Source organism: Streptomyces sp. NPDC048636 (assembly GCF_040650655.1).
Lineage (GTDB): Bacteria > Actinomycetota > Actinomycetes > Streptomycetales > Streptomycetaceae > Streptomyces.
This window is the reverse complement of sequence record NZ_JBEZHR010000016.1, coordinates 1-23,784: the sequence shown is the minus strand read 5'-3', so window position 1 is coordinate 23,784 and position 23,784 is coordinate 1. Positions and strand designations below refer to the sequence as shown.

At 70.0% G+C, this 23,784-nt stretch carries 23 protein-coding genes; 12 read left to right on the top strand and 11 right to left on the bottom strand.

The features are described from left to right. Positions 1-247: 247 nt before the first annotated feature. The 3 genes from def to AB0C66_RS30775 all read left to right on the top strand — a co-directional run bounded on the left by def (position 248) and on the right by AB0C66_RS30775 (position 2,725). A complete protein-coding gene (def, locus tag AB0C66_RS30785; RefSeq protein WP_362445901.1) occupies positions 248-895 on the top strand; it encodes a peptide deformylase in 648 nt (215 codons plus the stop codon). 247 nt (positions 896-1,142) lie between these two features. Further along, positions 1,143-1,898 carry a GNAT family N-acyltransferase gene (locus AB0C66_RS30780; protein WP_362445898.1) on the top strand — a complete coding sequence of 252 codons (756 nt, stop codon included), beginning with the start codon at positions 1,143-1,145 and terminating at the stop codon, positions 1,896-1,898. After that, positions 1,895-2,725 carry a lysophospholipid acyltransferase family protein gene (locus tag AB0C66_RS30775; protein ID WP_362445895.1) on the top strand — a complete coding sequence of 277 codons (831 nt, stop codon included), beginning with the start codon at positions 1,895-1,897 and terminating at the stop codon, positions 2,723-2,725. Before AB0C66_RS30780 ends, AB0C66_RS30775 begins: the two co-directional genes overlap by 4 nt. Positions 2,726-2,793: 68 nt before the next feature. On the opposite strand, the gene AB0C66_RS30770 is transcribed toward AB0C66_RS30775, so the two are convergent. The 5 genes from AB0C66_RS30770 to paaI form a co-directional block, all read right to left on the bottom strand. Then, the gene (locus AB0C66_RS30770) at positions 2,794-3,147 is read right to left on the bottom strand and encodes a tetratricopeptide repeat protein (protein ID WP_362445892.1); all 354 of its coding nucleotides are present in this window, start codon (positions 3,145-3,147) and stop codon (positions 2,794-2,796) included. After that, positions 3,144-4,133, bottom strand: a complete 990-nt coding sequence (locus AB0C66_RS30765; RefSeq protein ID WP_362445889.1) for a pirin family protein — start codon at positions 4,131-4,133, stop codon at positions 3,144-3,146. Before AB0C66_RS30765 ends, AB0C66_RS30770 begins: the two co-directional genes overlap by 4 nt. A gap of 146 nt (positions 4,134-4,279) precedes the next feature. Then, entirely contained in the window at positions 4,280-4,861 is a 582-nt protein-coding gene (locus AB0C66_RS30760) for a TetR/AcrR family transcriptional regulator (RefSeq protein WP_362445886.1), read from the bottom strand. A 112-nt stretch (positions 4,862-4,973) separates the two neighbouring features. Continuing rightward, positions 4,974-6,233: a phenylacetate--CoA ligase PaaK gene (gene paaK, locus AB0C66_RS30755; RefSeq protein WP_362446220.1), complete on the bottom strand. Its 1,260-nt coding sequence runs from the start codon at positions 6,231-6,233 to the stop codon at positions 4,974-4,976. Between the two features lie 44 nt (positions 6,234-6,277). Then, positions 6,278-6,703, bottom strand: coding sequence for a hydroxyphenylacetyl-CoA thioesterase PaaI (gene paaI, locus AB0C66_RS30750; RefSeq protein WP_362445883.1), 426 nt, complete (start codon positions 6,701-6,703; stop codon positions 6,278-6,280). Positions 6,704-6,958: 255 nt separating this feature from the next. Between paaI and AB0C66_RS30745 the strand changes: the two genes are divergently transcribed. Continuing rightward, positions 6,959-7,498 (top strand): hypothetical protein, encoded by a 540-nt coding sequence (locus AB0C66_RS30745; protein WP_362445880.1) that lies wholly within the window; start codon positions 6,959-6,961, stop codon positions 7,496-7,498. On the opposite strand, the gene AB0C66_RS30740 is transcribed toward AB0C66_RS30745, so the two are convergent. Together AB0C66_RS30740 and AB0C66_RS30735 are read right to left on the bottom strand one after the other, a co-directional pair. Further along, positions 7,499-8,971: an AlkA N-terminal domain-containing protein gene (locus AB0C66_RS30740; protein WP_362446217.1), complete on the bottom strand. Its 1,473-nt coding sequence runs from the start codon at positions 8,969-8,971 to the stop codon at positions 7,499-7,501. 88 nt (positions 8,972-9,059) lie between these two features. Beyond that, the gene (locus tag AB0C66_RS30735; protein ID WP_362445877.1) at positions 9,060-9,527 is read right to left on the bottom strand and encodes a hypothetical protein; all 468 of its coding nucleotides are present in this window, start codon (positions 9,525-9,527) and stop codon (positions 9,060-9,062) included. A 751-nt stretch (positions 9,528-10,278) separates the two neighbouring features. Here AB0C66_RS30735 and AB0C66_RS30730 point away from each other — a divergent pair. From AB0C66_RS30730 to AB0C66_RS30720, 3 genes are read left to right on the top strand one after another with little or no spacing between them, the layout of a single operon-like run. Beyond that, on the top strand, positions 10,279-10,929 hold the full coding sequence (locus AB0C66_RS30730) for a DUF4142 domain-containing protein (RefSeq protein WP_362445874.1): 651 nt from the start codon (positions 10,279-10,281) through the stop codon (positions 10,927-10,929). Between the two features lie 13 nt (positions 10,930-10,942). Then, on the top strand, positions 10,943-12,457 hold the full coding sequence (locus tag AB0C66_RS30725; protein WP_362445871.1) for a DUF1996 domain-containing protein: 1,515 nt from the start codon (positions 10,943-10,945) through the stop codon (positions 12,455-12,457). Further along, on the top strand, positions 12,457-13,371 hold the full coding sequence (locus AB0C66_RS30720; RefSeq protein WP_362445868.1) for a sigma-70 family RNA polymerase sigma factor: 915 nt from the start codon (positions 12,457-12,459) through the stop codon (positions 13,369-13,371). The genes AB0C66_RS30725 and AB0C66_RS30720 overlap by 1 nt, the downstream gene beginning before the upstream one ends. Before the next feature lie 141 nt (positions 13,372-13,512). Here AB0C66_RS30720 and AB0C66_RS30715 read toward each other — a convergent pair whose 3' ends face one another. Further along, positions 13,513-14,691 carry a helix-turn-helix domain-containing protein gene (locus AB0C66_RS30715; protein ID WP_362445865.1) on the bottom strand — a complete coding sequence of 393 codons (1,179 nt, stop codon included), beginning with the start codon at positions 14,689-14,691 and terminating at the stop codon, positions 13,513-13,515. Positions 14,692-15,243: 552 nt separating this feature from the next. On the opposite strand from AB0C66_RS30715, the gene AB0C66_RS30710 reads away from it, so the two are divergent. The 4 genes from AB0C66_RS30710 to AB0C66_RS30695 all read left to right on the top strand — a co-directional run bounded on the left by AB0C66_RS30710 (position 15,244) and on the right by AB0C66_RS30695 (position 19,302). After that, positions 15,244-15,960, top strand: a complete 717-nt coding sequence (locus tag AB0C66_RS30710) for a hypothetical protein (RefSeq protein WP_362445862.1) — start codon at positions 15,244-15,246, stop codon at positions 15,958-15,960. Next, the gene (locus tag AB0C66_RS30705) at positions 15,957-17,468 is read left to right on the top strand and encodes an NADH-ubiquinone oxidoreductase-F iron-sulfur binding region domain-containing protein (RefSeq protein WP_362445859.1); all 1,512 of its coding nucleotides are present in this window, start codon (positions 15,957-15,959) and stop codon (positions 17,466-17,468) included. The genes AB0C66_RS30710 and AB0C66_RS30705 overlap by 4 nt, the downstream gene beginning before the upstream one ends. Positions 17,469-17,661: 193 nt before the next feature. Then, positions 17,662-18,654, top strand: a complete 993-nt coding sequence (locus AB0C66_RS30700) for an SCO0930 family lipoprotein (RefSeq protein WP_362445856.1) — start codon at positions 17,662-17,664, stop codon at positions 18,652-18,654. Between the two features lie 81 nt (positions 18,655-18,735). After that, complete coding sequence (locus AB0C66_RS30695) at positions 18,736-19,302, top strand: hypothetical protein (protein ID WP_362445854.1); 567 nt, start codon at positions 18,736-18,738, stop codon at positions 19,300-19,302. 48 nt (positions 19,303-19,350) lie between these two features. Here the strand turns inward: AB0C66_RS30695 and AB0C66_RS30690 are convergent, their stop codons facing one another. Together AB0C66_RS30690 and AB0C66_RS30685 are read right to left on the bottom strand one after the other, a co-directional pair. Next, a complete protein-coding gene (locus AB0C66_RS30690; RefSeq protein ID WP_362445851.1) occupies positions 19,351-20,028 on the bottom strand; it encodes an HAD family phosphatase in 678 nt (225 codons plus the stop codon). Between the two features lie 333 nt (positions 20,029-20,361). Then, a complete protein-coding gene (locus AB0C66_RS30685) occupies positions 20,362-21,294 on the bottom strand; it encodes a ScbA/BarX family gamma-butyrolactone biosynthesis protein (RefSeq protein WP_362445849.1) in 933 nt (310 codons plus the stop codon). A gap of 90 nt (positions 21,295-21,384) precedes the next feature. Here AB0C66_RS30685 and AB0C66_RS30680 point away from each other — a divergent pair, with 90 nt between their 5' ends. Continuing rightward, entirely contained in the window at positions 21,385-22,077 is a 693-nt protein-coding gene (locus AB0C66_RS30680; protein ID WP_362446214.1) for a ScbR family autoregulator-binding transcription factor, read from the top strand. 9 nt (positions 22,078-22,086) lie between these two features. Here the strand turns inward: AB0C66_RS30680 and AB0C66_RS30675 are convergent, their stop codons facing one another. Then, complete coding sequence (locus AB0C66_RS30675) at positions 22,087-22,836, bottom strand: endonuclease (protein ID WP_362446211.1); 750 nt, start codon at positions 22,834-22,836, stop codon at positions 22,087-22,089. Positions 22,837-23,784: the final 948 nt, after the last annotated feature.

Genomic DNA, 23,784 nt, shown 5'->3' with positions numbered 1-23,784 from the left:
GCCTCCCGGGCGTGAGGAGCCGCCGCCCCGGGTGCACAACGGGGAAGGCACCGCGGAAGCGGCGGCGTCCCGAGTCGGCGGGACCCGGGTGAGTCCGCGGGGCGTGGGATTCCCCGGCGGCTCATCAGTGAGTACGGGCCACATCCGCATCCTGTTCACCGGCCGCGGACAGGGTCACGCCCGGCTCCGGGCAGCCGCCCCGTCCCACGCATTGCCGCGGCCTGCCCGGCTTGCGAGGCTGTCCCCCATGCCGACCTCCAGCCTTTCCGAACTCGTCGACGAACTGCTCTCCGGCACCCACCCGCTGCCGATCATCTCCGCGGGCGTCCCCGTCCTGCGGCAGCCCGCCCTCCCCTACGAGGGCCAGCTCTCCACGGCCCAGCTCGACCGGCTGCTGCGGGCGATGCGGGACACCATGCACGCCGCGCCCGGTGTGGGCCTGGCCGCACCGCAGATCGGCGTACCGCTGCGGCTCGCGGTGATCGAGGACCCGGCGGAGGTGACGGCCGAGGTGCGGGAGGCGCGCGGCCGGGTGCCCCAGCCGTACCGCGTCCTGGTCAACCCCTCCTACGAGGGCGTGGGCGACGGCCGGGCGGCGTTCTTCGAGGGGTGCCTGAGCGTTCCCGGCTGGCAGGCCGTGGTCAGCCGCCCCGAGCGGATCCGGCTGCGCGGCCAGGACGAGACGGGGCGGGAGCTGGACGAGGAGTTCACCGGCTGGCCCGCCCGGATCGTCCAGCACGAGACCGACCACCTCGACGGTGTGCTCTATCTGGACCACGCCGAGACCCGTTCGCTGGCCTCCGCGCAGGCCGTCACCGACTACTGGTCGCAGCCCACGCCCGCCACCGCGGCCCGATCCCTCGGCTTCCCGCTGCACGGCACCGACGCGCCCTGACACCATGGCGCTCGGTGGCAACGGCCCGGCCGCCCGTGTCGGACCGCGGCATGCGTTCGTCATCGACTGGCAGTCGCCGAATCACCACGCGGACACTGTGGCGTTCGCCGCCACGGCGAGACTGGGGTGAACGCGAGCGGTGCGCACCGCTTCCCGCGCACCGCGTCGGCGGGCGGGCACTCTCCCCGCCCGCCCCTCTCCTCCCCCTCCCCGCCGCTCCTGACTTCCCCCTGAACGGAGAACAGGAATGTCCGTGCTCACGACGTCCCCGGTACCGGCGTCCACCAGCTCGTACGTCACCTCCATCGCCCACACCGAGGAGCAGGTGCACGCCGCACAGCGGCTGCGCTACCAGGTGTTCGGTGAGGAGCGGGGAGGCCGGTTGTCCTCCTCCGACGGGCGTGATGTGGACGAGTTCGACGCGCTGATGGACCACCTGATCGTCACGGACACGGCGACGGGCAGCGTGGTCGGCACCTACCGGCTGCTTCCCCCCGGCCGCGGCGACCGGCTCTACTCGGACACCGAGTTCGATCTGCGCGGCCTTCCGGAGGAGGTCCGTTCCGCCATGGTGGAGGCGGGACGGGCATGTGTGCACGCCGACCACCGGTCGGGCGCGGTGATCAATCTGATGTGGGCCGGACTGGCGCGTTATGTCCTGCTCTCCGGCCACCGCTATCTCGCGGGCTGTGCCTCGGTCCCGCTCGGCGACGGCGGACAGGCCGCGGCCAACGCCTGGCTGCTGGGCACCACCCGGCACGCTTCCCCCGCCGAGCTGCGGGTACATCCGCTGGACCCGTGGATCCCGACCCGCACACTGGACGCCGAGCCGAGCTACGCCGGACTGCCTCCGCTGCTCCGCGGCTATCTGCGGGTCGGCGCCTGGATGTGCGGTTCCCCGCAGCACGACCGCGACTTCGACGACGCCGACTTCTTCGTCCTGCTGGACACCGAGCGGATGAACGACCGCTACCGCCGCTACTTCCTGGGCGAACCCAAGTGACCGTCTCGGCACCGCTGAATCCCCCGGCGCACGCATGGGCCGCGTGGTCCCCGTGCGATCCGGGATGTGTCTCCCACGCCACCGGCCGGATACCGGCCACCCGCACGCTGCGGCGCACCGCGGCCTTCGGCCGGGCGCTGGTCGGCGCGCTGACCCGGGGCGAGCGGATCGCCGAGCCGGAGACCCTGCGCTCCACCGCCGCCGGGCTGCTGACCGCGCTGGGCATCCGGCTGGAGGTGGCGGGCGATGCCACGCTCAGCGCACCGGGCGCCACCGGCACCCTCGTCGTCGCCAATCACATCTCCTGGCTGGACATCGTGGCACTGCTGGCCGTCGAGCCGGTGGTCATGCTGGCGAAGCGGGAGGTGGGTGACTGGCCGGTGGTCGGCCCGATGACCGGACGGGCCGGGACGATGTTCCTCGACCGGGCCAGTCTGCGCCAACTGCCCGATGCCGTAAGGGAGATGTCGGACCGGCTGCGCGACGGACAGTCGGTGGTGGTCTTCCCGCAGGGCATCACCTGGTGTGCCGGGACGGGCGGCTCCTTCCGGCGGGCCACGTTCCAGGCGGCCATCGACGCGGGCGCGCCGGTGCGCCCGGTGGCCCTGGAATACCTCCAGCACTCCGTCCCGACCACGGTGGCGGCGTTTGTCGGCGAGGACGACTTCGGCAGTTCGCTGCGCCGGGTGCTGCGCGCGGACGGGCTGACCATCCGGGTGCGCAACCACCGGCCGCTGCTGCCCGTACCGGGGAAGGACGACCGCCGTACGCTCGCCGCGCGGGCACAGGCCACGGTGGACGGGGCGCGACGCCCCCCGCACAGCTGACCCACTCCCCCCGGCCCCGGGCACGAGTGGCCAGGGCCGGACGGGGTTGAGTGGTGCGGCTCGGCGGATCAGTGCGATGCGGCCGCGGCGAACTCCCCGTGGAGCGCGTCCGCCACCCGCAGCGCACCGGCCGCCTCCCGGTCCCGCCCCTGGCGCTGAAGGGTGCGCCCCAGCATCAGATGGGCGTAGGACTCGACCGGATCGCGGGCGATCACCTCGCGCAACTGCTCCTCGGCGCGCCACAGCTGCGCGGAGTGGTAGTAGGCGCGGGCCAGCAGCAGCCGCGGGGCGATCTGCTCCGGCTCGTCCCCCACCACGGTGGCGAGGATGCGGGCGGCCTCGGCGTACTCCTTCGCCTCGAAGAACAGCCCGGCCCGCGCCCAGCGCTCGGCCAGGGTCTCCTGGGGGACGTACACGGTCATGGCGTCTCCTCTCCGGGGGTGGTGTGCGGAATGCGCTCGGCGGGGACGGTCCCGAGCCGGCCACCGCGGAAGTCCTCGATGGCTTGGGCGATCTCCGCCTTGGTGTTCATCACGAAGGGTCCGTAGTGGGCGACGGGCTCACGGATCGGCCGACCGCCGAGGATCAGCACATCGAGGCCGGGGGTACGGGCGTCCGGACGGTCGGTGGCGGCCACGCCCAGCGCCCCGCCCTGGCCGAGGACGGCGAGCTGATGGGTGTCGAGCGGACGGTTCTCGGCGCCGACGGTGCCGCGCCCGGACAGGCTGTACACCAGCGCGTTGAAGTCGGGACGCCAGGGCAGCTCGAGCCGGGCACCGGGGCTGAGCGTCGCATGGACCATGGTGATCGGAGTGAAGGTGCCACCCGGCCCCTGATGGCCCGCGATCTCCCCGGCGATCACCCGCACCAGCGCACCGCCGTCGGGCGAGGACAGCAGGGCGGCCTGTCGGCCCTCGATGCTCTGGTACTTCGGCGGATTCCACTTGTTGGCGCGCGGCAGGTTGACCCACAGCTGGATGCCGTGGAACAGCCCGCCCGACACCACCAGGTGCTCCGGCGGGGTCTCGATATGCAGGATCCCGCCACCGGCGGTCATCCACTGGGTGGCGCCGTCGGCGATCAGACCGCCGCCGCCGTTGGAGTCCTGGTGCGCCATCTCGCCGTCGATCATGTAGGTGACGGTTTCGAAGCCGCGGTGCGGATGCCATGGGGTGCCCTTGGGCTCGCCCGGCGCGTACTCCACCTCGCCCATCTGATCCATGTGGATGAAGGGGTCGAGATCGCGCAGCGAGGCACCCGCGAAGGCCCGGTACACCGGGAAGCCCTCCCCCTCGAACCCCTGCGGTGCGCCGGTCACGGAACGGACCGGGCGCGCCGGGGCGGTCCGCGGGTCGGGGGCGGGGACGCGGGGCAGGTCCAGCGTGTTGTCGACGGTCACGGCGGGCATGAGGCACTCCTCCTTGCGGACGGCGGCCGGTCGGCCACGGCGGCCGACCCTGAGACATCTAGTTGAACAGTGAACTATCTGTCTTCATTCCCACCCCGCACCGAGCCACCCCACGGACGGCCGCGATCAGCCCGCGAGGGCCGGGATCAGCCCCGGGAAACAGCCGGGGACGCCACGGCCGACGCCTCCAGCAGCACCCGCGCGGCGTCCTCGGCCTGCCGGGCGGGCTCGGCCGATCCGGAGATGGCGGCCGTGGTGATGGCGCCCTCGGCGAGCAGGGCCAGCTGCCCGGCGAGCGCGGCGGGCCGCCCGGCACCGGCCACCAGCCCGCCCAGATACGCCCGGAACGCCTCCTTGTGTGCGCGGGCGGCGTCCGCCACCGCGGGGGTGGTGGCGCCCAGCTCACCGAAGGAGTTGATGAATCCGCACCCCCGGAAGTCCGGCTCCGCGAACCAGCCGTACAGCCAGTCGAAGACGGCCAGGATGCGCGCCCCGGGATCCCCCTCGGCCTCCGCGTGGCGGGCCAGCGCCTCCCGCCACCGGAGGTCGCGCCGCTTCAGATACGCCTCGACCAGCTCACCCTTGGAGGGAAAGAGCTGATAGAGGCGCTTGAGGGAGACCTGTGAGGCGTTCCGGATCTCATCCATGCCCACGCTCTGCACCCCGCGGCCGTAGAACAGCTCCTCCGCGGCGTCGAGCACACGGGTCCTGATCGGTTCCTGGTCCATCGCGGGCCACCCTCACCTGAGAACTGTCGTTCTCATACGGTACCGCGCCCGCCGGACCGGCCCGCCGGGCGCGCACCCCTCGCGCCCGGCGGCCCTCCTCCTCGCGCCGGCCCTACTTCTCGCGCAGGTCCCTGACCCGGCGGATCTTGCCCACGGAGCGCTCCAGGGTCTCCGGATCCACGACCGCGACCTCGGCGGTGACCCCGACCCCGTCCTTGATCCCCCGGGCGATCGTCGCGGCGGCGGCCGTACGCTGCCCGTCGGCGGTTCCGGGGCGGGCCTCGACACGGACCGTCATCCGGTCCATCCGGCCGGCCCGGGTCAGCTCCACCTGGAAGTGCGGCGCCACCGCCGGAACCCGCAGCACGATCTCCTCGATCTGACTGGGGAACACATTCACCCCGCGCACGATGAGCATGTCGTCACAACGGCCGGTGATCTTCTGGATACGGCGGAACGCGGGACGGGCGGTGCCGGGCAGCAGCCGGGTGAGATCCCGGGTGCGGTAGCGGATGACGGGCAGCGCCTCCTTGGTGAGTGTGGTGAAGGCGAGTTCACCCTCCTCGCCGTCGGCCATCACCTCATCGGTGAGCGGGTCGACGACTTCGGGGTAGAAGTGGTCCTCCCATACATGCAGACCGTCCTTGGTCTCCACGCACTCCTGCGCCACCCCGGGCCCGATCACCTCGGAGAGCCCGTATATGTCCACCGCGTGGATGTCCATGCGGTCCTCGATCTCCCGGCGCATCTCCTCGGTCCACGGTTCGGCACCGAAGACACCGACCTGGAGGGAGGTGGTCCGCGGATCCACGCCCTGGCGCTCGAACTCATCGAGGAGCGTGAGCATATAGGAGGGCGTGATCATGATGATCTCGGGCTTGAAGTCCTGGATGATCTGCACCTGACGTGCCGTCATACCACCGGAGGCGGGAATGACGGTACAGCCGAGCCGCTCGGCCCCGTAGTGCGCGCCGAGACCACCGGTGAACAGGCCGTAGCCATAGGAGACATGGACCTTGTGCCCGGGGCGGCCGCCCGCCGCGCGCAGCGAACGGGCCACCACATCCGCCCACATCGACAGATCGTTCTCGGTGTAGCCGACGACGGTGGGTCTGCCGGTGGTGCCGCTGGAGGCGTGGACGCGCCGCACCCGGCTCTGGTCCACCGCGAACATCCCGAAGGGATAGGTGTCCCGTAGATCGGCCTTGGTGGTGAAGGGGAAACGGGCCAGGTCCTCCAGGGTGCGGCAGTCCTCCGGGACCACTCCGGCCTCGCGGAACTTCTTGCGGTACAGCTCCACATTGTCGTACGCGTGGCGCAAGGTGGCGCGCAGCCGGGTGAGCTGAAGGGCCCTGAGCTCCTCCCGGCCCATCCGCTCGGCGGCGTCCAGCAGTTCGGGGGGTGGTGGTGTGCCGGTCACGATCCCTCCACCGGCTCGGTGGTCCGGCGGCCCAGGGTGCGGCTGCGGCCACGGAACTCCGCGATCACCTCGTCGCCGCGGCGCACCGTCACGTCGTAGACACCGCTGCGCCCGTACCTGGTCCGCTCCTCGGCCGTCGCCTCCAGCACATCGCCCTCACGGGCGGGGGCGACGAAGGTGATGTCGGCACCGGCGGCGAGGGTCATCGGGCCATGGCTGTTGCACGCGCAGGCGAACGCCGTGTCCGCGAGCAGGAAGACGAAACCGCCGTGGGCGATGCCGTGTCCGTTCACCATCGAGGCCGTCACGGTCATCCGGAGCACCGCCGAGCCGTCCCCGGTCTTCAGCAACTCGATGCCCAGTCCGCGGGACGCCTCGTCCGCGGCGAACATCGCCTCCGCCGGACCGACGGCCGCGTTCATGGAGCCTGCCACCTGTTTTCCACCGCCTTCAGGGACCGACCGAACATTCGGTTTACGTCAGAGTGCGCACCAGTAATCCAGGATCCGCCCAGGCTGTCAAGGGTTCACACATCGCGCCGTCCGCTCGCGCGCAGGTGGCGGTGCGGGCGCCGCCGGACGTGGTGAACACTCCGTCCCATGCGTCCGTATCCGTGGGTGGTACGCATACCGCCGCCCACGCGATCGCCAATCGGACACGCCACGAGAGGGCCCCTCATGGACGCTTCCCCCCGACCGGTCACCACGGTCACCACCCGGGCCGGGCGCACCCCGTTCCGCCGCGGCCCGCGGCTGGCCCCGGTGGTGGCGGCCGTATGCGGACTGCTCACGATCGCGGGCTGCGGTGGCGGCGGGGCGGGGGACGCCACGACGGAGACCACACGGCACGGTACGGACCGGCCGAGCGCGAAAGCCACTCCCCGACCGGCGACGGTGGAGAAACTGGCCTCGGCCATCGGCGGCTGCACACCGAAGTTCACCGTCGACGTCGACGACTACCGCCAGGCGGTGTGCACGACCTCTGGTGGCAAGTACCTCCTGCTGGACTTCGTCACAGCGAAGGGGCAGCGCGACTGGCTGGAGACGGCGCAGATGTACGGAGGGGTGTATCTCATCGGCAATCGCTGGGTGCTCTCGTCGTCCCCACGCAAGAACATGGAGAAGATGCGCGAGCGGTTCGGCGGCACCATCGAGGACACCAGCTCGCACGGCTCCGGCTCCGGCTCCGGCTCCGGCTCCGGCTCCGGAGAACAGTGATCACCCGGCGGAACCGCCCGGGGCACCGCCCGCTCGGACAGCGTCACCCCATAGATAGTGGGTGGCGTACGAGCGCCAGGGCCGCCAGCCCGCGGCCACCTCCGGCGCCACGGATACCGCGGAGGGCAGAAGCAGCACATCGGGGTCGCCCAGCGCGCGCATCCGGAGATATCCGGCGGTGCGCGGTCCGATGCCGTCGAGGTTGAGCAGTTCCTTCTCCGCCCGGTCACGGTCGGCCCCGGCGTCCAGTGACACCACACCGCCCGCGAGCGCGACGGCCAGCACGCGCAGCGCGGTACGCCGTGGTCCGGGCAGTTCCACCTCTTCCAGCGAGACCCCGGCCAGGGTGTCGGCACGAGGGAAGAGATGGCTGAGCCCACCGCTCGGGCTCGCCAGCGGCTGCCCGTACGCCCTGACCACGGCGGCGGCATGAGCCCGCGCCTCATCGGGCGGAAGCCGTCTGCCGAGCACGACACGGACGGCCAGTTCATGCGGATCGGCGGCGCCCGGGGAGCGCAGCCCCGGCCGGGCGGCCACCAGGGGCGCCAACAGCGGGTCGGCGCCGAGGTGTTCGGCGACCGCGTAGGGATCGGCGTCCAGGTCGAACAGCCGCCGCATCCGCTGGGTGGCCGTGGTGAGATCGCGTAGCTCGGTCAGACACAACCGGCACTCCAGCCAGCCGCCTTCGCCGAGGCGTTCGTCGACCTCGGCGATGCCATGGCCGTGCGGCAGCCGCAGGGTGCGCCGGTAGGTGCGGGCGCCGGGCGCGCCGATGACCTCCTCCACACCGGGGACGGTATGACGGGCGAGCTGGTCGAACAGGTCGGCCGCGGCGTACGGTCCGCGATAGGCCAGCCGCAGGGGCACCCCGCCGTAGAACGAGCGCGGTGCGACCGGACCGAAGCGCGAGGAGTGGCCGGGCCGGGCGGCGCGCAGCCCGGTCGGGGTGATGGCGTAGATCTCCTTGATGGTGTCGTTGAACTGGCGCACGCTGGAGAATCCGGCGGCGAAGGCGATCTCCGCGGTCTGCATCCGGGTGGTCTGGAGAAGGACCCGGGCGGTGTGGGCGCGCTGGGCGCGGGCGAGTGCGATGGGTCCGGCGCCGAGTTCGGCGTTGAGCTGCCGCTGCACCTGGCGGGCGCTGTAGCCCAGCCGGTCCGCCAGCCCCGCCACACCCTCGCGGTCCACCACCCCGTCACCGATCATCCGCATCGCACGGCCGACCACATCGGCACGCGCGTTCCACGCGGCAGAACCCGGTACGGCGTCGGGGCGGCAGCGACGGCACGCCCGGAACCCCTCACCCTGCGCGGCCGCCGCCGTGGGAAAGAACCGCACGTTCCGCCGCCGCGGCGTGGTCGCGGGACAGCTCGGACGACAGTAGATACCGGTCGTGGCCACCGCGAAGAAGAACTCCCCGTCGAACCGCGCATCGCGGCCACGCACGGCCTCGTATTTACCGTCTTCCGTCATCACACTGTCCACCGTGCCCCGGTCCGGGGCGTGGCGCTGGCGGAAAACGGACAGGACGTTCGGCCCCGCCCGGCCATCCGCCTGGAGGTCAGGACCGCTGAGCCAGCCGGGCGGCCAGCTGTTCCAGTTCGCGCTGTTTGCGCAGGCCCTTGCGGAGCATCAGCAGGAGCGCCGTCACCAGAAGGGTGAAGAACACGATCGGAGCCAACAACACATGGGCATCGGTCCGCACCGCCTGCACCGCCATGGCGACGATGCCGAAGACCATGAAGACGAGGACCAGGATCAGCTTGGGGAGATTACGCTCACCCCGGATCATCTCGGCGTGGTTCCGGGCGGCCCGCGCACTGGATCCGTGGAACGCCGGATGCCGGGCCACCACTTCGACAGGACTACCGGGTGCGACCGCCTCCTGGCGCGCCGCCGGGTCAGGGTCCGGTACGAAGATCCGGTACCGGACCGCCTTCTGACCCCGGGTGCGCAGATAGCGATAGCCGAAGGCGGTGGCCAGTTGGATGGCCTCGTCCGGCAACAGCTTGACGTTGGCGATCTCCACCTGCGGGCGACCGTCGAAGAGAGGGGCACAACGCTCCCACCGCTCCCGACACACCCGCTGATTCGGCTCCGGCCCCGTACCGCGCCGTTCGCCCCCCGCCATGTGCCGCTCCTCACCGTTGTGCCCGGCCTTCCGGGCGCCTGTGCGCGGCACAGGCTACCTTCGCGCCGAACGGGGAGACGCACCAGGTCAGGGAGTGGCGGCAGGGCCGGCACCGGAACGGCTCGGTGGATCGCACACTTTCCGAGGGAGTGCGACACACGGTCCGCGGGCCGATGTCCGGCACATGGAGACGCCGTGACACATATAGGGGACAGCCAGTACGCCCTGGACGAGTGGGACACCTCCTGGGACACCGGATGACGGGGCCCGGCCACAGGGGATCCGGACCATCGGAACCGAGGGGTCAGCTTGGGTGGTTGACGAGGACACACGCGTATTGGCGGGCCGGAGGGGAGCGGACTCCGGCCCGCGGGGGTAACAGTTCGGAGATCCATGCCGCTGTTCGCATCACAGATGCCCTTCGGACGGGGACGGCTTCTCCCTGTCATACGGACGCCGCCGACGAGGTGCTCAACGCGGAGGAAAAAACTTCTGGCAACGCCACGAAGGTGGCGGCCGAAGTTGAGCCGCGCAGAGTACCAGTCGGTAGCGATGGTTGTCCCGGGTTTATTGGTTAGTGATGAGGTCTCCACGTCCGGGCCACACCAGGTACTAGCGTCCGGTGTCACTCCGAAGCAAGGAGGGCGCTGTGCGATCAGCAATCGTCAGCAGATCCATCGCATCTGGCCGTACCATCGGCACCGGCCTCATCATTGGGGCACTCGCCATGACACTCGCGGCGATCCTCGTCCCTGTTCAGCTGTTCGGCGAGAGCAGCGCCGCTACGTCACTGCCCCCCGGGGTCATTGACGACGGCAAGGGCACGGTCAGCACCCAGTACGGCCCACTCACCGCCCTGGACCGGGACTTCGTCCGCAAGGTGAAGCTCGCCGGGCTCTGGGAGCTTCCCTCGGGACGGGAGGCGCAGGAGCGCGGCACCCGGGACTCGGTGAAGACCGCTGGTGAGCACCTCATCGAGGGCCACACCGAGCTCGACCGCCGGGTGAACGAGGTGGGCCGGGCGCTGGGGGTCGATCTGCCCAGTCAGCCCAACGAGCAGCAGCAGGGCTGGCTCAATGAGATGAACAACGCGTCCAGCAGCGCCGAGTTCGAGCGTGTCTTCGCCAACCGGCTCCGCGCGGCACACGGGAAGGTGTTCTCGCTCGTCGCCCAGATCCGGGCACAGAGCGAGAACTCCATGGTGCGATCACTGGCCACCCGGGCCAACACCATCGTTCTCGACCACATCACGGTCCTCGAGAACACCGGGCTCGTCGACTTCGACGCCCTCAACAACTAAGTGAAGTGATCTCATGAGGCAACAGACCCACAAGCGCGGCAGGTTCTCGAACAAAACGGTCGCCATCGTCGCCGCGCTGGCACTGGGCGGCGGTGGAGCCGCGATCATCGCGGCGAACGCGTCCGCCAGCGGCGACAACAACGACTCCGGCCAGAACCGCACGGTGTCCGCCGGATCCTGGACGATCCGCTGCCCCGATGTGGGCCAACAGCTGTCGTCCGTGCCGCGCAAGGCACAGCCCGCGGTCGACAAGAACCTCGCCGAGCTCGACTCCCAGGTGGCCAAGGCGTACCAGCGGATGTCCGAGGGCGGGGCGTCCAACGACACGGTGCTCTCCTCGCTGGAGCGGGAGCGGGGGGAAACCCTCGACAACATCGGGGACGCCATGGACGAGCAGGGGCAGCGCCCCGACGACCTGGACTCGATGAACAACTGCCAGATGCAGCAGGCCAACAACGGCGGTGACCAGAACGACCAGCAGGGCGACGGCCAGCAGCAGGGCGACGGCCAGAACGACCAGCAGGGCGACGGCCAGCAGCAGGGTGGCGGCGACCAGCAAGGTGGCGGCGACCAGCAGGGTGGCGACCAGCAAGGTGGCGAGGGCGCCAATGAGGTGCCCGGCAACGCCGGCGGCCAGGCGGGCAACGGCCCGTCGCAGGACGACTTCGTCGACATCACCCAGGTGCAGCCGAACGTCCAGGACGAGCCCCAGACCCAGCAGAACGGCTCCGACGGTACGTTCACCTCGGAGTGCGGCGTCGGCGACGCGGACCTCCGCAACAGCGACAACGTGATCGTCGCGCCCGGTGTGGGCAACGGCGCACACCACACGCACGACTACGTGGGCAACGACAGCAACGACGCGTTCGCCAACAACCAGACCTTCGAGCAGGCCGGGACTTCTTGCAGCAACGGCGACAAGTCGACCTATTACTGGCCCGTGGTACGCGCTCAGGACGGCAAGGACGAAGCGGACGCCAATGACCTCGGCGGTGGCCAGGAGGGCAATGTCGGCACCATCCTGACGCCCAAGAGCTCCACCATCGAGTTCCAGGGCAACCCGCAGAACAAGGTCGTGGCGATGCCGAAGTTCCTGCGCATCATCACCGGTGACGCCAAGGCGTTCACCAACGGCGACAAGAACGCCAACGCCTCCTGGAGCTGCACCGGCTTCGAGGACCGGCAGCTGACCGACAAGTACCCGCTCTGCCCCGAGGGCAGCTCGCTGACGCGCACCTTCGACTTCCAGAGCTGCTGGGACGGCCAGAACATCGACAGCGCCAACCACCGTGACCACGTGGCCTTCGCCAACGAGGACGGCTCCTGCCCCAACGGTTTCCAGGCCATCCCCAAGCTGGTGAACACCATCACCTACGATGTACCCGCCAACACTCCGTTCGCCCTGGATGGCTTCCCGGAGCAGTTGCACAAGCCCATCACCGACCACGACGACTTCATCAACGTCATGCCGGACGACCTGATGAACAAGGCGGTGGACTGCATCAACAACGGCCAAAAGTGCAATTGATGACACACGAGATCCCCATGGCGCGCGTCGGCCACCAGGTCGGCGCGCGCCGCGCTGCGACCACCCACCAGACGGCCGGACCGTCGGATCCTCGCGCCGTGGAACATCCCGGATCAGTGGGTCCTGGACATACCGACCGCCCGGTCCGCTCCCTCTCCGACCCGGAGCTGACCCGGTTGCTGCTGGAGGGCTACCGCTCGGGCACCACCAGCCCGGCCGCGGGCGAAATGCTCTACCGCCGCCACCACGCGGCCACCCTGTCGTACGCCCGGACCTGCTGCCGCGCCCTCCATGACGCGGAGGACCTGGCTTCCGAAGCGTTCATCCGCACCTTCCAGGCGGTTCGGGCCGGTGGCGGACCGCGCGGGCCCTGGCGGCCGTACCTGCTGACGGTGGTGCGCCACACCGCGGTCGAGTGGAGTGCCGGGGAACGGCAGATCCTGCTCACGGCCGACTTCGCGTCCTGGCGGCAGCTCGCGTCCTCGGCCGACCCACAGCAGCACCTGGTGGCCAGGGAGAACCGCCAGTTGCTCATCCGCAGTTTCCGCAGACTGCCCGAACGCTGGCAGACCGTGCTGTGGCTGACCATCGTCGAGGACGATACCCCGCACCAGGTGGCCACCGTGCTGGGGATTTCCCCCAGTGGTGTCACCTCACTTGCCTTCCGGGCCAGGGAGGGGCTGCGCGAGTCCTACCTCCAGGCACATCTGGAGTCCGCGCGGGACGACCGGTGCCGCCACTTCAGCGCGATGATCGGCGCTTCGGTGCGACGTGGCGGGGTCCGTGGCCACGCGCTCGCCCGGCATCTGGCGTCCTGTGCCTTCTGCGCCCACGCGTACAACGAACTGCTCGGGCTCAACGCCGCGATGCGCACCGCGGCCCCGGTCGGGCCGCCCCTGGGTGCTCGGCACTGACCTGCCAAACACCCGAAACAGCCGCGTCGGCAGACAAACTTCGACAGATGGCCGCCGCGCTGGACCTCCCCACACAAAACTGCCGACCGCATGACGCGGCCGGCAGTTCCGGTGTGGTGGTCGGCACAGCGACCACCCGGCTCACAGTCCGTTGACGCGGGCCTCCCTGGCGATTCCGAGCGGCCGGATCCCGGGGGCCGCACCGGTCCGGGTCCTGCGACCCACCCGTGAGGCATGCCGGCGTATCCGGTCCATCTGGGCCATCAGCCGCCGCCCGCGCAACGCCATCTCCAGCTCGAAGCGTATGCGCGGATCCCGCAGCCCCGGACCGAAGAGCTTCTCTATCTGCCGCAGGCGGTATCGCACGGTCTGCGGATGCACTTTGAGCGCCTTCGCCGCCTCCGGCGCGCCACCGCCCTCGAGCCACGCCAGCAGGGTCATCTGGAGCCGTTCGCTCTGCCGGGGTGTCAGCCCGACCAGCGGTTTGAGCCACCGCGAGGCCAGCGCCCGGACCAGCGACTCGTCCTGGAGCAGCAGCAGCATCGACAGGTGGTCGTCGACGAAGAGCACCCGGGCCTCGGGGCCACTGCGCGCGGGGGCCATGGTCAGCAGCTTCCGCGCCCAGCGCACCGAGGACGCCGCGTCGTTGAGCGGCACCACATGGCCGACCGCGGCGGTGCGGCCGCGCAGCGCGGTTTCCAGCGCGCCACGTGTGCCGGGGTCCACGGGCGGTTCCCGGTCCGGGTCCCGCTCGCCGTCCGGAATCCGGTCGGCGGCAGTGTCCGGCACGGGATCGGTGTCCGCGTCGGGGTCCGGGATCAGCAGGCACAGCTCGTCGCCGACCGCGCCGATGAGGGTGTCTCCCAGCACGGCGGCCAGTTGCGGCGCCTCGCCCGGAGTGGGCAGGGCGATGGCCTGGACGGTTTCGGGGAGCGGCCAGCGGGCGGCCCGCGAAAGCTCCGCCAGGGTCCGTTCGGGGACCGCCACTTCGCCGGTGAGGGCCTCGAACAGCTCGCGGCGGGCCCGCTCGGGGGGTACCTCCGCCATCCGTTCGTCACTGGGGTGGACCGGTGCGGAGGCGACCAGTTCCCCGGTCCCTTCCTCGCCGGTCTTCCGGTAGCCCAGTGCGGTCAGGAGAGCCTGCTCGACTCCCCATCGGACCTTCTCTCGCTCAGAGTCCTCCAGGAGTTCGGAGAATCCCGGGAGTCTGTGCCGAAGGGTCTCAACCACCTCGTCGGCCAGGGACGGGAGTTCATTGCGCAGAACGCGGGTCCACTCGCCACGGGGGCGGGACCACATGCGATTCACGAGTTCGCCCATCATTACCTCGTTCTTGCCGGGGGGAGGGCCTGGCCGTTGGGGGGTCGGTCAGGCCCGTGGAGGTTGCCTCCGTCTCCGGTTCGTCCAGTCCGGATAGGGAGTCGAGGGTCCTCCGCTACGTCATAGAGGACCCCCACCCCCTTCGGTCCCGGCATTTTGCCGTTTCTTTACCATGGAGATGGCAACGGATCGACAGGAGACGGTGTGGGCACGGTTTCTCCACAAGAAGTTGTCACGTTACGACAAATCTTATGGAGATCACGTGTAGTTCCGAGAAGCTGCTGACCCCAAGACGACTTTGACGTATCTCGTCACCCGCGCGAATCCGCGCGATCGGGAGGCTCCATGTCCATGTCCCAGATGCCGACTCCCCGCTCCCAGGGGCCGCGCCGAAGGGGACGTCACACCGGATCGGTTCCCGCGGGAGCCCTCGGAGCACCCGGCGGCCGACGAGCCGACCGACGGTCTCGGACGCGTGCCCGGCCTGGCGGTGGCCAGTCCCGGCACCTTCGTCTCTACGCTATCGGTGCGGCGGTGTTGTTGTCCCTCGTTGTGGCGAACAACGTGGGCGCCTTCACGAAGACCTGGGCTTTTCTGGACTTCGGGGCGGGTGTGCTCGCTCTGGTCTCGCTCACCGCGGCGGTGCTGTGGGGGCTCGCGGCCACCGACCAGCTGCTGCTGCGCAGCAACCACCGGCTGATCGCCCAGGGTGTCCACCGGGCCGCCGCCGTCGGGGGTTTGTGCTTCCTCGCCCTCCATGTCTGGGTGAAGGTGGCGGAGAGCCACACGCCCGCCGCGGCCATCGTGATACCGTTCGCTGACGCAAATCGGCCTGTGCTCATCGGCCTTGGAACCATCGCCGCGTATCTCTTCACGACGGCGGCGGTGACCGGAGCGGTGCGCAGTGCCTTCGCCTCCACCGGCAAGTCGCGCTGGCGCTACCGTTGGTGGCGGGTGCTGCATGTGGCCGCGTACCCGGCGTGGTGTGCCGCGCTGATCCACGGCCTCAAGGCAGGACGTGCGGCCAAGGACTGGGCCACGGCGGGATATGTCATGGCCCTGGCCGGTGTGGCGGTCGCGTTGTGGATCCGGCTCGCTTCCCGGCGGGCTCGGCACGGTGAGAGGACGGACGGCATCGAGGTGAGGAATCCCCCCGCTCTCGGTCGGCAGGATGGACGGACCACGCCGGGCGTACCCCGTCCGCGCTCCGCGGAGCCCGACCGGCAGAACGATGAGCCGCTCGGCGCTTCCCGCGGGTGGGGCCGGTGATCACAGCAAAGCCCCGGCTGGCCTGCATTGATCCGCCCCGGCTGCTCGCCGGGCTGGACGAGGCGTACCGGCTGGACCGCGTCGGCCATCTGACGGTGCACGGGCAGATGCCCGCTCTGCGCGCCGATGAACTGGTGGCCCTCGCGGAGAACATCGACCTGCGCGGCCGTGGTGGCGCGGGATTCCCGTTCGCCAGGAAGCTCACCGCCGTCATCGAGTCGGCGTACGCGCGGGACGGCCGCAGCGCCGTCGTGGTCAACGGCAGTGAGGGCGAGCCCAGCTGTCTGAAGGACACCGCACTGCTGCTGCACACTCCGCACCTGGTCATCGACGGCGCCATGCTGGCGGCCGAGGCGATCGGCTCCGAGGAGGTGTGCATCGCGGTGCACCGGCCGGATGTCGAGGAGTCGATCGCCACCGCCATCGCCGAACGTGGCCCGAGCGGGCCCCGGCTGCGGGTCTCCCGCACCCCGGACCGCTTTGTCGCCGGTGAGGGCGGTGCCGTCATCAACGGCATCAGTGGCGCCCCGGCCATTCCCAACGGCCGGAAGATCCGCACCAGTGACAGCGGGCTCGGGGGGCTGCCCACCCTGCTCTCCAACACCGAGACCTTCGCCCAGCTCGCCGTGGCGGCGCGGATGGGCGCCCTGCCGTACCGCTCGGTGGGGCTGCCCACCGAACCGGGCACCACCCTGCTGACGGTGGCGGGAAAGTTCGTCATGGAAACCCCCACCGGGGTGCCGCTGACCTACATCCTGGAGCTGTGCAACCTCACCCCCGGCCAGGGCGTTCTGGTCGGCGGGTACCACGGCAAGTGGCTGGACCCGAACAGCATCAACGCCACCACCATCTCCCGCGAGTCCATGAAGAAGCACGGCGCCCGGCTGGGTGCCGGAGCGGTGCTGCCGATCCCCGAGGACACCTGCCCGCTGGGTGAGACCGCCCGGGTGACGCGCTGGCTGGCCGCGGAGACGGCAGGTCAGTGCGGGCCCTGCTTCATCGGGCTGCCCGCGCTCGCGGACGCGCTGGGCCAGGTGGAACGCGGTGGCGGCCAGACCGCCATCGACAATGTGCGCGCCTTCATCAACTCGGTGAAGAAGCGGGGGGCCTGTAGCCACCCCGACGGTACGGCCGGTTTTGTGACCACCGCGCTGGACGCCTTCCCGGAGGAGATCGAGTCCCACGCGCTGGGGATGGGCTGCGGCCGGCCGACCCTCGGTGTGCTTCCGCTGCCCGAGGACTCCCAGCCGCTGGCATTGCCCCCGGGCCCGTCCGCGGCCGAGCCCCGGCGCGAACGGGAGCCGCGGGGACGGATGGAGCAGCTCATCGTGGACTGGTCGCTCTGCCAGGGCCACGGGCTCTGCGCGGACATCATCCCCGATGTGCTCCAGCTGGGCATCGACGGCTATCCCGCCTCGGCGAAGATGGATGTGCCACGTCAGCTGCGGGCCCAGGCGGTCCGTGCGGTCCGGCGCTGCCCGGCGCTGGCGCTGCGCATCGAGGAATAGCCACCCCGCGTACCCCACCACCCACCGACGGCCGTGAGAAACGGCCGTCGACTGCTGTGCGCTCGAGGATCCCGCGTTTTTTGCCTCAGATGACAAATTCCGGGTCCGCTGAACGTCGCTCGGCACCGGCTCCGTATGCACATGGCGTCGGCGCGAACACCGCCGGACCGAGAGAGATTGCAGAGGAATGGTCATGGAGAAGCGACGTCAGATCGCATTCGCCGGAGTGTCCGTCGCGATGGTTCTGCTGACGGCGGCGTGTGGCGCAAGCAAGGACTCCGCCCAGAGCTCCAATGTCCAGCCCGCCGGCGGTGCCCAGAACGTGGGATCGGGCTCGACCCCCGGCGCGGCCGGTGCGTCCTCCGGTGCGGCGGGTGGCTACCAGGCGGGCGGCGACACCGGCGCGGCCGCGGGCTCCGGCGACACCGGCAACTCCGGCGCGGCCAAGGAGCTCACCGCCAAGAAGGACGCCAAGCTGGGCGAAATCGTCACGGATGCAAAGGGCTGGACGCTCTACCGGTTCGACGAGGACACCGCCAAGCCCGCCAAGTCCAACTGCAACGACGCCTGTGCCACCAAGTGGCCGCCGGTGCCCGCCAGCGCCGCCAAGGCCGGTACCGGGATCGACAAGTCCAAGCTGGGCTCGGTCACCCGTTCCGACGGCACCAAGCAGCTGACACTCGAGGGCTGGCCGGTTTACCGTTACGCGGGTGACACCAAGGCGGGCGACACCAAGGGCCACGGCGTGGGCGGCACCTGGAACGCGCTGGCACCCGACGGCAAGCCGGCCGGTAAGAAGGCCACGGGTACGGACGAGAGCCTCCAGCTGATGGTGAACAACAACGCCAAGCTCGGCAAGATCGTCGTGGACGGGAAGGGCATGACGGTCTACCGGTTCAACAAGGACAGCGCCTGGCCGATGAAGACCGGCTGCCTCGGCGCCTGCCTGGACACCTGGAAGCCGGTCAAGGCCGTGAACACCTCCAAGGTCGCCGGGCTGAACGCCTCGAAGGTCACCTCCTTCACCCGTCCCGACGGCAGCAAGCAGGCCGCCTTCGACTGCTGGCTGCTCTACACCTTCACCGGTGACACCAAGCCGGGCGACATCAACGGTCAGGGCAAGGCCGGCCAGTGGTTCGCCGTCACCGACCAGGGCAAGAAGGCGGGCGCCGCCGCGGCGCAGTAAGAAGCAATACGGTCACCGCAGCGGGGGGCCCGAGGCCGCAGAGGACCCGGGCCCCCGCCGGACCCTCAACGGGAGGTTGTAGTGTCACCCGCACTCCGAGCCACCGCGCTGTGCGCGGCTCTGCTGTTCCTGGGCGGCTGCGCCGGGAGCAGCGAGGCGCACGACGCCATGAAGCATCCGCGGGAGAAGGCGGCCCCTTCCGCCAAGGAGTTCGGCAAACCCGGCAAACCCGCCCAGCTGACCGGAATCGCCGACGCCATCGGCTGCAAGGCGAAGGTCATCACCGAGGCGGAGGAGCTGCGGCAGGGTGCCTGCACCTCGGGCAAGAACCGGTACACGATGGTCACCTTCGCCTCCGAGAAGGGCCAGGACGACTGGCTGTCGACGTCCAAGGACTACGGGGGCACCTACCTGGTCGGCAAGCGCTGGTCGGTGACGGGTCTGTCCACCGGCTCGCTCAAGCCCCTGCGGGAGAAGATCGGCGGGGCCATCGAGCACGGGATGTCCATGTCCCACGGAGGCTCACACGGAGACTCGGGTTCACACGGCGGCTCCGGCTCCAAGGACGACTCCCACTCCAAGGGCGGGTCCGGATCGCACGGTGACTCCGGTTCGCACGACGGGATGGACGGGATGGACGGGATGTGAACCGCGCCGCCGACCAGGTGGCACCGGGTGGCGAAGCGTTTCAGCTGGTCATGCCACCCTCGTCTCGGCCCATCTGACCAGATCGGGGTCGGCCAGGGTGTCCACCCACAGGTCCACCGGGGGGCGTTCGTCCACCGGCTGCCGCGGGCCGACTCCGAGGACTCTCAGCCCGGCGCGTGAGGCGGAGAGAAATCCACAGTGGGAGTCCTCCACCGCGAGGGTGTCGCCCGGGGCCGCACCGCAGAGACGGGCGGCCTCCAGATAGACGTCGGGATACGGTTTGGGCCGCATCTCGCCCTCCGGGACCAGCACATGGCCGAAGTGGCGCAGCAGTCCGGCCTTGGCGAGCCCGTCCTCGACCACGTCACGCGGACAGTTGCTGGCGATGGCCAGCGGTGCGAACGCCGCGGCCTTCTCCACCAGTTCCGGCGCACCGGGCATGGTGACCGGGTTCTCGGCCACCAGGGTGCGGAAGGCGTCGAGCAGTTGGGCGGTCATCTGCTCGGCGAGCTCGGGGTGGCCCGCGAATTCGGCCAGCATACGGCCGCATTCGGTGTAGTGGAGTCCCTTGGTGCGCTGGGCGAATTCTTCGGTGGGGGCGGTGCCGTGCTCTCTGAGCACCATTTCACGCGCCTCCTCCCAGTGCCGTTCGGAATCCATGAGGGTCCCGTCGCAGTCGAAGACGATGGCGGCTGGGGTCCATGCGAGGAGCTTTTCGGCTGTCATCTGCCTGCCGTTCCATGGGAGGTGGAGGAATCGGCGCAGGGGGTGCCTGTACCTGCGGGGAGCAGCGCAGTGGATTTCCTGGCGGCTCGATGCGCGAATGCGTTGACCGCTGCTGTCCGATGCCCGAGCGCCTTTTCGCGTACGCGGCATGGGAGGCCGTACAGACGGAGAATCCGCCTGCCCGAAACATAACGATCACTACGTTAATTGGATGACCCGGAGTAAGCAAGGGATCACGCACTGTCGGCGGTTTGTTCGCCGCCGCGCGCGTTCGTCACTCAACGCGTTCGTCGCACAGGGCGTTTGACGGTCAGACGTACGACACAGGTGCGGTCAGAGGTACTGGAGCACTCCGACCGCCGTGCAGATCTCCGCCTGGCGCAACCGGAAGACGCAGGTCCTGCCGTGGGAGGTGCACTCGACCACGGGAGGCGGATAGGACTCGGTGAAGGTGATCGCCTTCAGCCGGCAGGCGACGGGCCGGATCAGCGTCCCGTCGGTGGCCAGCGCGGCGGCCTGCCGGGCGCTCTCCAGCAGGACCAGGCCCGGCACATGGTCGCTCCAGTGGTCGTAGAAGAACGGGTGGCGGGAGTCGGCGGGATCCAGGTACACCACTCCCCCGTCCTGGACCACCAGCACGTCCCGGGCGGCGGGAACGCCCAGTTGACCCGGGGAGGGCCGGACCGCGGCCCGCAGTCTGCGGCGTGCGGTCTGTCCCGAGGCCGCCGAGCGGGTCTCCGCGTAGGAGGTGCCGTCGAGGAAGCGCGCGGTGCCCCCGGCCCAGGCGAACCGTCTGCCGCTCGCGGAGAGGGCGATATCCAGCCGCATCCCGGACACGAACTGCCCACAGGGTGTGGTGCGGAGGTCCGTGACGGCGGCGTGGCAGGTGATGTCGGTGGCGCCGTGCGGCGCGCGCGGCTCGGCCTCGGGGTCGAGCCGGTAGAACAGGTCGCGGATCAGGAAGTGCGCGCCCGCGGGCACCGCGTAGTACCGGGTGGGGAGGTAGATGCCCAGCTCCCGCAGGGTTTCCGCGATCATCAGCGGATGGTGTCTGCCGTCCCCGCCGTGCGGGAAGGTCGGATGGGAGCGGGGCCACTGGGCGGCGGCCACGAAGCGGTTGTCACCCAGCGTACGGACGTCGGTGAGCAGCACCTCGGCCACCGAGACCCGGTGCACGGCCTCGCGCTCCACGGTGCGGGACCAACTGAGCGGCCGCCCGGTGGTACCGGACGGCTCCGAAAGGCCGCGAGCCTCACGAACGATCACTATAAAATACTAATAATGTTTGACCTGTCTCGCCTCATCTCCATGGTGAGGCGGAATTCCGCTAAGTTCGATCCGTACCCGAAGCTGCTGATGAAGGACGGCGAACACGTGCAAGAGCGGGCCGAGCAGACGCGCCGATCTCTTCTCGAGGCGGCCGCATCCCTCTTCAATGAACGGGGATACGCCGGAACGAGCATCAGTGACATCACCCACCGCTCCGGGCACACCAGCGGCGCCATGTATTTCCACTACACGAGCAAGGAAAGGCTCGCACTCGCCGTGGTGGAGGAGCACTTCGCCACCTGGCCGGCGCTGATCGCACAGCACACCGCCATTGCCGCCCCCGCGCTGGAACAACTTGTCCGGCTCAGCTTCGCGGTGGCGCGTGCCTTCCGCGATGACATCGTGGTGCGGGCGGGAGCCCGGCTGTGGACGGAGCGCACCCTGATCGAGGCACCGCTTCCACCGCCCTTCGTGGGCTGGATCGACGCGGTGGGAAAGATGCTGGAGCAGGCCCATTCCGAGGGCGAGCTCGCCGCCCATGTCGAGCCGCAGGCCGCGGCCCGGACCGTGGTGTGCGCCTTCTTCGGACTGCACACCGTCTCGGAGGCGCTGGACGGCCGGCGGCTGGTCGAGGACCATCTGACCGATCTGTGGACGCTGCTGCTGCCCTCGCTCCGGGCCCGCCCCGGCTCCACCGCCGAACTGCTGGCGGCGGTCCGGAGCACGGACCCGGTACCGCTCCGCGCCGACGGCGGGGCCGTCGGCGCGGAGGAGGCGTGAGCGGCTGCCTCACTTCCAGATCTCGCCCACCCACTCCGGGTGGTCGACGAACGGGTTGCGGTTGTGCTGGATGGTGTCGAAGATGACGTCGTTTCGGTGCTTCTCGAAGGCGTCCGGCGGGTCCTCGTCGTTCCACTTCTTCAGCACCGACAGCCGCCCGAGGTTGGGCTGGCTGCCGTTGCCCGCCTTGTCGTTGACCTCCAGGTCGGGGAAGTCGTCGTCGCCCTCGTAGCGCACGGACATGTAGAGGACCATCCGGGCCACATCGCCCTTGACCTGGTCCCGCGGCTCGAAGGAGTCGTCGTCGGTGCGGTTGCCGGGCGCTCCCTCGACCTCGGAGCCGCCCTCGTCGAAGTCCTTGTTGCCACGGATGCTGTTGACGGTCACATTGGCCGGACGCAGATGGTGGACATCGGTCCCGGGGCCGGTCGCGGTGCCGAAGTCGCCGTGCGACTTGGCCCAGACGTGCTCACGGTTCCACTGGTCGGGTCCGGAACCGTTCGCCTCCTTGCTCTGTGAAGTCCCGGTGTAGAGCAGGATCACATTCGAGGAGTTGTCCGGGTCCTCGTCGGTCTTCTTGAGGGCGTCCCAGACCTCGTCGTACGACAGCTTGGTGACGTCGGTGCTGATGATCGTGTGCAGGGCGTCCTTCAGGGGATCGCCGGTCTTGCCGATCGCGTCCTTGTAGTAGGTGTCGTCGTACGGCGTGGAGACCGCCGTGACCTGGGCGGTTGCCGGAGCCTGTGCCGTGACGGCGATGGTGGCGACACCGGCCAACAGGGCCAGTGCTTTCCATCGGTGGGGGGTGACGTGCACGGGTGGGTGTCCTTTCCCAATTTACGACCGTTGTTCGATCCCCGAAAGCGTGTCAGACACACGATCGTACGATGGTGAACGATATGAAGAGGTTCTGTGTCAGGGCCATGACGAAACAGGGTCGCCCAACGGAGCCAACGAAAGCTCCGGGTCAGCGCACCAGCCCCTCATACGGGCCGAGTTCGGCGATCCGGTCCCGCGGCTCGACCTGCCGTTCGCGCGACCGCCGCCCGCGGTCGGACACAGGGACAAATGCGGTGGAGAACGCCCGGACAATGGGAATTCATCTGATCACCGGCAAGCCGTAGCAGATAGGGTGAAGATGAGCGCAGGTCCGGACTTCCGGATTCGGGATCGGGGTCGCACGACGAGGGCGACGCCCGGGGCGCCGGGTCCATCGCGCGGGTGAGTTTTCCGTGTACGGCGTGGGGCCATGCGTGGACGGCAGGGCATGGGGCACCCGCCCCACAGATGACGTGGCCACTGTCGTACGACTTTTGGGAGGACACCGTGGCACGGCAGACCGACCCGATTCCCCCGCACCCGGGGCTGCGTGACCCCGGGCCGCCGTCGCCCACTCCATCACCCGGTCCGGGCGGCCCGGAGCCGGGTCCCGCACCGGGACCGGTGCCCGGCCCGCCGCCGGGACCGCCGCCCGACCCGGTCCCCACTCCGCCGCCCAGCCCGCCGCCGAGCCCCACACCGGGGCCGCCGCCGGGACCGTCCCCGGACCCGGTGCCCCATCCGCCCGGCCCCGATCCGGTCCCGGATCCGTCCCCGGCCCCGGGGCCGTTGACCTAGGTCGTGTCGTTTGGATCTTCGCGGATCAGGCCGCGGCGTCGGATGCGGTGCATCGCAAGGCGGAGCCTGACCCGCGTACTGGGCGTACTC